The sequence below is a fragment of the Streptomyces sp. NPDC051677 genome (genome assembly GCF_044453465.1).
Lineage (GTDB): Bacteria > Actinomycetota > Actinomycetes > Streptomycetales > Streptomycetaceae > Streptomyces.
Map to the genome: position 1 here is coordinate 11,557 of NZ_JBITCT010000095.1, position 7,132 is coordinate 18,688.

Genomic DNA, 7,132 nt, shown 5'->3' on the forward strand with positions numbered 1-7,132 from the left:
CCCTATGGTGGGGCGGGGGCAAAACCATCCCAACCCAAAAACCCCCCCCCCCGCGCTAAAATTTCATTCCCCCCGGGGGGGGGGGGGGGGGGGCGCCCCCCCCCCCCCCGGGGCCCCCCCCCCGCCGACATGTCACACCAGGCGATCACCTCATGGCTGCGCCCTGCTGGAAGGCGGGTGGGTCAGTGGCGGCCGCCGCGGCGGTGGCCCCAGGACTCGTCGAACGACGAACCGGCCACGGTCGTTGCGCAGAGTGGCGGTGTCGTGGTCGTTGTTCCACACGTAGGCGCGGCGGTCCTGGTAGAGGTCGGTGCACGTGCCGCGGCCTACGCCGGTGTGGGTGCGGGCGGTAGCGCGGCCGGCCAGGCGGTAGTGGTCGAAGGTGTAGCGGTGGCCGGACTCGTCGCTCAGAGCCCAGCCGTCGAGGTTGACCGCGTTGCGGGTGGTGTTGGTCAGCTCCACCCATTCCTTGTTCAGGGAGCGGGTGGAGCGGTCGTCGCGCCCCGGGGAGTCATCCGTCGACGGATGTCCCGTTGAGCTGCAACCCTAGCGCGCCATCATGCGGAAGAATGAGGGATGGTTCCCCGCGGGCTCGACGCTGCCTGGCTGTGGGGGAACTTGCTCGTCATCCCGGAGTTGGCCGCGCGTGTACGCCGTGCGCGGCACAGTGACTTGGAAAGCCGGGATGGAAAGCTGATGGCGCTGTTCTTCTGCACCAAGATCGTGGGCCCGCACGCTAACCCGGATGACTCCCGGCTGGGGCTCGCTCAGCTGGAGACGGAACGGCCTGTGGCCGAACTGCAGGCCGATTGAGGGATGGTCTGGTCGTAGAGGAGCCCCTCGCCGTTCCGAGATCAATCCGGCCCTGTCGGGGACGGAGCCCTTCTCTTCAGGAAGCCGCTGCGGCGGATGGTCAGCAAGGGCCACAATGATCACTTCCACATCATGTCCCCCGGCGTAGCGACGACGCTGGCAGCGTCGAGCATCCCGTCAGGGGACGCGGATGCTGCTGTCTGCGAAAGGGTCTACTGCTCATGTCGGGTATCAAGGTGGCGATGTGTACGGGGAATTCAGGGAAGTTCCGTACGGCTCAAGAGCATCTCGCGCCTTGGGGTATCGAGGTGGAGCAGGTGGCGTTGGAGCTGGACGAGATCCAGACCACGTCCGTCGCGGAGATCGCCCAGCACAAGGCCCGGCAGGCCTTCGCGGTCCTCGGACGACCGCTGTTCGTCGAGGACTCGGGGTTCTACATCGAGGAGTTCGGCGGCTGGCCGGGGCCCATGGTCAAGCAGGCCCTCGAAGCCTTCGGGCCCGGCGGATTCACGCACCTCGCAGACCTCACAGAAAAACGGACGTGCCGTTTCGCGAGTGCAGCCGTGTACGTCGACGCGCGAGGCGAACTTCGCACCTTCGCGGATGACTCCCGAAAGCCGGGCTCCATCGCCTCTGCCCCCGACCGCGGTGACGGGCCGCGGTCCTGGTCGGATCTGTGGTCGATTTTCGTCCCCGAGGGCACCACGTCGACGCTCGCGGCCCTGCCGGCCGCTGAACAGGAGCGGGTGTTCGCCGAGTGGCAGGCGGAATCGGTTGTTGCCGCGCTGGGAGCCTGGCTGTCTGGGCGCGGATGACTGCTCTGACGGTGCCCGCCACCCAGTGATCTGTCCGACGCGTCCCGCCAGCCGGTGGCCCGCCGCTGTCAGCTCTGCTGTCCAGCGGTTCGGCGGCTACCTGGTCGCGATGACGTAGACGCTGCCCCACTGGCGTTTCGGGTTGGCGATCTGCGGGTCGAAGTTCCAGGGATCAACCGTGGTGAACCCCGCCTCGGTGAAGAGCTGGACGAGCTTGTCTTGGTCGTAGGCCCAGTAGTGCGGGTTGTAGGTGGGATCGTCGTCCTGGTCTCGGAAGACGTAGTTGATCAGGTCCAGGTGTGTGTTGATGTCGTCGAGGCAGTTCCGATTCCCGTACCACTTCTTGATCATCTCTTCGCTGTCAACGGTGCCCGACGGGTACTGGGCCAGCACGAAGGCGGCGTCAGGTACGCCGGTGATGAGACGCCCGCCGGGAGCGAGTACGCGGTGAGCTTCCCGGGCGTAGTGCTTGGCCGAGCGGGGGTAGTCGATGTGCTCCAGGAAGTGTTCGGAAAACAGTTCGTCGACGGTCGCGTCGTGGAGCGGTATGCCTTCGCGTACGTCCCACAGCAGGTCTGCGGGTGGTACGGCGTCGATGTTGAAGAAGCCGGGGATCCGGTGGGCTCCTCCGCCGATCTGCACCTTGCGGGGTGTGTCGTCGACGCGGCCGTCGGGCCACGCCTTCTGGCTGACCTGGTGGGTGCGGTGGAGTTCGAGCTCCTTGACGGTGGCACGCAGAGCCCGGGCGAGGCCGTGTGTCGTGGTCGGCTGTCGCAGCAGCTGCGATATCTGCTCCATGACCTGGTCCGGGCTGGCTGTCTCGATGTTCGGCTGAGGCGTCACGTGATCTCCTCGGAGTTCGTCACGTACGGGCGAGGTGTGCGGGTGCGTTTCCTCAAGCGGCCGTCGGCGACGGACTCGCCGACCGGCTGTTGCGCATCAGGGTGTACTTGATGTCGACCAGCCGAGGGGCAATGGTCACGTTCAGTTGCTCCGTCGGGTGGAGTCGCCCGGCGTCATCCTGTTCGGCGCGCCAGACCCGGTACGCGAGATCGGGGTAGGCGGGGTTGATGCCGATCTCGCCCTTCGGGATCGTGCCGTTGAAGGGCGTGATGATGTCCATGTGGTTCCAGTAGTTCCAGGCCTGGAGTGCCTTGTGCTGGTCGAAGTAGAAGTAGAAGTCGGGGTATCGGCCGAAGGTCCGCAGTTCGCGGTGAATGAGGTGGCCCAGTAGCGGGCCGAGGTGGGTGGCCAGGCTGTCGAACTCCCACCGGGTGTGTCGCCACTCCTCCGGGACCTGGCCGGGGGCGAAGAGGCGGGCGGCGACGAGGTAGCTGATGCGTTCCATGAGGTAGTTCCGGGCGTGCTGTGGATCTATCGTCCGGTCCACCTGCGCGAGGAAACCGTCTAGCTTGTCGGGAGAGGGGCGGAACTTGGCGAGATCGAACTTGCCGGCCATGGCCAATTCGGAGGAGAAGATCATCTCTTTGTAGAGCCAGTTGTTGAACTCGCCGAGTTCGGCCAGGCGCCGGGTCTCGTCGCTGGTGGAGTGGAGCATCAGGTACTCGGCGAGCGCTTCGAAATAGATGTAGCCGAGGATCGGCAGGCGAGGGATGGTCTCGTCGAGTAACTGGAGGAACGGCTCGGCTGCGACAGTGGCGCCTGTGTGGGCGATCGTCGAGGCGAGGGCGAGGAAGCTGGCGGAGTTCCTCGTCCTGCTGGTGATCGTCTCGCGCAGTTGGTGCCGCTCGGTCTTGGACAGCAGGTATTCGAGGTGGCTGTAGATGCTCAGGTGGATGGCGCCGAGTCGCAGGTAGTCGACGCCGGCGAGGCCGCGGTATGCCTGGCGTGGCACGTCGATCTCGAAGAGCAGCGGAGTGGGCGTCGCCTCAGGTTTGCCGATTCGCTTCAGGAAGGCCGGTGCTTCCCGGTTGAGGACGTACGAGGCGAGGTTGTGCATTCGGAAGCCCTGATCGGCTGCGGTGAGCGGGGCGCAGTAGATGCTGCCTACGAGGCAGCCGCCCGACGGGTACAGCACACCGTGCTCGTTGATCTCCTCCAGAGCGTGGGTGACGTGCAGCAGGTGCAGCTTGGTGTTGCTGTTGAGGGCGTCGAAGAGGGCGTTGCTGCGCAGGAGAGCGCCGTGGGGGGTCTGCTCGGCCAGGCGGGCCTCCCAGGCGGCGGTCTGCTCGGCCAGCGGGTCGGTCGCTTCGGCCGGGTTGGGGATGATCGAGGCCTCGTAGAACTCGTGGGCGTCGGCCCACAGGTGGTACGCGTCGAGGAAGTCCATCAGCCGATCAGCTCCCGCTGTTCGAGGGCCTTGAGGACAGCGTCCGCGCTGTCGAGTCCTGCCAGGTGGTCGGCTTCGGACCAGAGGACGAGGTCGAAGGCAGCTGCGCGGAGCCGGTCGAAGCCTTCGACGCGTACGTGTTGTGTGTCTGGCCACCAGCTGAGCTTCGGCAGCCGGTAGCGGTCGAGCGCGTCGGCGGCCTTCACGAGATCGCTGATCTTCCGGGCGCGCGCGTAGTCGGCTTCGTCTTCCACAGTGAAGGTCGTGTACGGCACGTCGTGGAGACGCACGGCGGTGGCGGCTTGGGCGACGGCTGATGCTCTCGCCGGCACGTGGAAGTGTTCCCAGACGAGGTCCGTGTGGCTGGTGAGCCATCGCGCTGCGCGGGCTCCGTGGCCTCGGTCGTCCTTGTCGTGGAGTCGCCGGCAATCGTGGACGGCGGCAGCGACGATCAGTGTGGCTGTATCCGGTTCGTCGAGACCGGTGGTCTCGGCGAGGAGGGCCGCGAGTGCGGCGGTGCGCATCGCGTGCCGAACGCCGTGCAGGGAGTCGCGCAGGCGGGATTCTGCGAGCCAGTCCGTCGGTATCGCCGCGCGCGTGAGGAGCCTGCGGGACGTGTCCCGGATCTTCGTCGGCGCGCCATCGACCAGGTGCGGCCGGTTCTCCTCGAGCCAGCGCACCGTCGCGTGGTCGACGAACTGGTGGTGCGGAAGCTGCTTGCGTGCGGCAAGGTCCACCAGGCTGGTGGCCGGCGGGGTCTTGCTCATCTAGTCCACCCCTCTCGGTGGTCCATCGCGACGAGTTGGCTCAGGTGGCGGGTGCCGCGTGTGAGGAGCGGTCGGCGGTCTGGTGTGCTGCTTCGAAGGCCGCAGTGAACTCGGCGAGCTCCTCCTCGCTCATCAGGGTGACTCCAAGCTCGCGTGCTACCGACTCGATGCTCTCCTGGGCCACATGGACCGCTGCCGGGCTCGGTTCGTCGCCCAGGAGCACCTCGAACTCGGCGTGGTACCCCCACGCTTCGCTCCACTTGACCGCGATCTCGACTCCGCCGAAGCGGAAGTTGCGGCGTTGGTTGTACGCCTCGTGCATCGTCTTCTCGAAGCCGAGCGCGTTGAAGACACGGACCGCGGCTTCCACGTCTTCGCGGGCGATGGGGACCTCGGTTTCCGGGAATGCCGCACCGTGCCCGATCTTGCTGGCCTTGAGGGTGATCTTCGCGGTGTTGGTGGCGATGTTGTCGGTTACCTTCAGCAGCTGGTCGGGCAGCACGTAGAAGTAGATGTGTTTGTCGTCGCGGCTGAGGTCTTCGCCGTCCTGTTCGAGGCGCGAGATGAGCTGGTCGTGGGCTTCCTGGCTGAAGCGGGCACGCATTTCGATCTCGACAGGCACGGTGTCCTCCTTGTTCGGGCATGGGTGATCCAGCCGAACCAAGCGGGGTGGAGCCCGGCTGGTCCGGATCGGTCGCGATGTTGGGCTGTTTGCGCTGGTGCGGGCGGCGCGGGCGTCGTTTGGCGTCCGCGCCGCCCGCCAGTCGGAGATCGGTCAGGCGACGTCGCCGAAGCGGTCTCTCACGACGCCGTCATGCAGGTAGGTCGGGAGCTGCACGCCTCCCACCGAGAGGCGCTTGGTGGCCACCTGGTCCTCGGTATCGCTCGGGAACCCTTCCAACAGGCGCAGGCACTGCTGCACCCATTCACGGGACTGGTCCCAGTTGCCGTTGTCGCGATGCCTCGCGGCCAGCGCGTACGCGGTCTCCGCCGCTGCCCATCGGTTGGCGCCCAGTTCCCGCTGGAAGCCGGTCTCCAGTTCTTCGACGGAGGCGACGCGGGTTTCGCTGGTCATGTTGTCCTCTCTCATCCGGTGGATCCCCGGTGGTGTTCAACGCGGCGACGACCAGCTGGTGACGTGGAGGTCGCCTAGTAAGTGAAGATCTCAGCGAGGGTGCGGTAGTCCTGGAGCTCGTCCTTGTCGAACCAGAGGTCCACTTCCTGGACCGCTTCCTCCTCGTTGCCGGAGGCGTGCACGAGGTTTGCGGCGGCCTTGCCGGAGGCGACGCTGGCGGCCTTGCTGTAGTGCGAGAAATCCCCGCGGATCGTGCCAGCGGGCGCCTCGTTCGGGAAGGTGCTGCCGACGATCTTCCGGACGGTGGCGACGGCGTCGGCTCCTTCCAGAACGAGTGCGATGACGGGGCCCTGCTGCATGAACGTGGCAGTGATGTTGTAGACCTCGGGACCGAAGCGTTCTTCGAGGTCGAAGTAGTGGCGTCGCGTGAACTCGGCGTCCATCTGCTTCATCTTGATGCCGACGATCTTCAGGGCCGCATCCTCGAATCGGGAAATGATCTTCCCGGCGAAGCCACGCACAACGGCGTCGGGCTTCAGTAGCACGAGAGTGCGCTCCACCGGCTGCTTCTGATCCTGGGCCATCGGTTCCCTTTCAGCGTTCAGGCAGGCGACATATGACGCACACTCAGTGCGCCATGAGCCTGAGGTTACCTGCGCTTCGAGGGCTCCCCTCGGGGTCATCCGAGATCGACAATCCGGACGAGCACCTTGATCGCTTTTCCCGGAACGTCAGCAGTCCTCTGTTCGTCAACGACATCCCGCTCCGCCCTCTTTCGTGAATCCCGCCTTCGCCGTTTCGGCACGGTCTTCGTTCGCGCCCTGCCGCAGCAGAGCCCTTGCATCCGAGTCATCAGCGGCGTCTGGGCGCTGGGTAGGACGGGCCAGTGGCTGGCCGCTGAAAGAGCCTCTCAGCCTGCGCCGCTCCTGAGCGGACAGGCTGTCCGCAGCCTCGTCCCCCAAAAGCCCCTCTCCCGCCCAGCAGTTGTGATAACGGAATCGCGAACCTTCTTTGGACATGGGGACGTTGGACGGCAACGATGACGGAGGTTCGGAGACGGCCCGCGGCAGGCCTGCTCGCCTCGCCGGGACGGCCTATGGCCCAGGGGGCTGCGCCTGGAGCAGAGAGCCACGGACGCTGGGACGGCCGACCGGGTGAACCGCCAGGTGTCGTCAACTAGGCTTCTACGAGGGCGTTCATCTCACTCAACACGCCTTGCTGCATGAGGCTTTGCGCTCGCATGTTGGCCTGTGGGTCCTGCGCGGGGTCCATATGCAAGAGTAATTGTCAAGACTTGTGGATCAGTTGAGGTGGATCACGCTGCGAGGGTCTTGTCTCGTTCGACGAGGAGGCCGTTCTCGAAGCGGGCGCC

Annotated in this window: 7 protein-coding genes and 1 pseudogene; 1 reads left to right on the forward strand and 7 read right to left on the reverse strand. The window is 65.9% G+C overall.

Going from position 1 to position 7,132, the window contains the following annotated elements:
• Positions 1-182: 182 nt before the first annotated feature.
• Positions 183-513 (reverse strand): annotated as a pseudogene (locus ACIBAF_RS47370) (lamin tail domain-containing protein); the annotation flags it as partial.
• 542 nt (positions 514-1,055) lie between these two features.
• On the opposite strand from ACIBAF_RS47370, the gene ACIBAF_RS47375 reads away from it, so the two are divergent.
• Positions 1,056-1,628 (forward strand): non-canonical purine NTP pyrophosphatase, encoded by a 573-nt coding sequence (locus tag ACIBAF_RS47375; protein WP_399472754.1) that lies wholly within the window; start codon positions 1,056-1,058, stop codon positions 1,626-1,628.
• 96 nt (positions 1,629-1,724) lie between these two features.
• Here the strand turns inward: ACIBAF_RS47375 and ACIBAF_RS47380 are convergent, their stop codons facing one another.
• The 6 genes from ACIBAF_RS47380 to ACIBAF_RS47405 form a co-directional block, all read right to left on the reverse strand.
• Positions 1,725-2,426 (reverse strand): class I SAM-dependent methyltransferase, encoded by a 702-nt coding sequence (locus tag ACIBAF_RS47380; protein WP_399472756.1) that lies wholly within the window; start codon positions 2,424-2,426, stop codon positions 1,725-1,727.
• A 97-nt stretch (positions 2,427-2,523) separates the two neighbouring features.
• Positions 2,524-3,918 (reverse strand): hypothetical protein, encoded by a 1,395-nt coding sequence (locus ACIBAF_RS47385; protein ID WP_399472744.1) that lies wholly within the window; start codon positions 3,916-3,918, stop codon positions 2,524-2,526.
• Positions 3,918-4,685 (reverse strand): hypothetical protein, encoded by a 768-nt coding sequence (locus tag ACIBAF_RS47390; protein ID WP_399472746.1) that lies wholly within the window; start codon positions 4,683-4,685, stop codon positions 3,918-3,920. The genes ACIBAF_RS47385 and ACIBAF_RS47390 overlap by 1 nt, the downstream gene beginning before the upstream one ends.
• 40 nt (positions 4,686-4,725) lie before the next feature.
• A complete protein-coding gene (locus ACIBAF_RS47395; protein ID WP_399472748.1) occupies positions 4,726-5,307 on the reverse strand; it encodes a hypothetical protein in 582 nt (193 codons plus the stop codon).
• A gap of 153 nt (positions 5,308-5,460) precedes the next feature.
• The gene (locus ACIBAF_RS47400; RefSeq protein ID WP_399472750.1) at positions 5,461-5,760 is read right to left on the reverse strand and encodes a hypothetical protein; all 300 of its coding nucleotides are present in this window, start codon (positions 5,758-5,760) and stop codon (positions 5,461-5,463) included.
• Between the two features lie 74 nt (positions 5,761-5,834).
• The gene (locus tag ACIBAF_RS47405) at positions 5,835-6,344 is read right to left on the reverse strand and encodes a nucleoside-diphosphate kinase (protein WP_399472752.1); all 510 of its coding nucleotides are present in this window, start codon (positions 6,342-6,344) and stop codon (positions 5,835-5,837) included.
• Positions 6,345-7,132 lie beyond the last annotated feature (788 nt).

What these genes read in the sequence shown, in the direction of transcription:
- ACIBAF_RS47375 (WP_399472754.1), top strand. Translation starts at nt 1,056, where the DNA reads ATGTGTACGGGGAATTCAGGGAAGTTCCGTACGGCTCAAGAGCATCTC.
- ACIBAF_RS47380 (WP_399472756.1), bottom strand. Translation starts at nt 2,426, where the DNA reads ATGGAGCAGATATCGCAGCTGCTGCGACAGCCGACCACGACACACGGC.
- ACIBAF_RS47385 (WP_399472744.1), bottom strand. Translation starts at nt 3,918, where the DNA reads ATGGACTTCCTCGACGCGTACCACCTGTGGGCCGACGCCCACGAGTTC.
- ACIBAF_RS47390 (WP_399472746.1), bottom strand. Translation starts at nt 4,685, where the DNA reads ATGAGCAAGACCCCGCCGGCCACCAGCCTGGTGGACCTTGCCGCACGC.
- ACIBAF_RS47400 (WP_399472750.1), bottom strand. Translation starts at nt 5,760, where the DNA reads ATGACCAGCGAAACCCGCGTCGCCTCCGTCGAAGAACTGGAGACCGGC.
- ACIBAF_RS47405 (WP_399472752.1), bottom strand. Translation starts at nt 6,344, where the DNA reads ATGGCCCAGGATCAGAAGCAGCCGGTGGAGCGCACTCTCGTGCTACTG.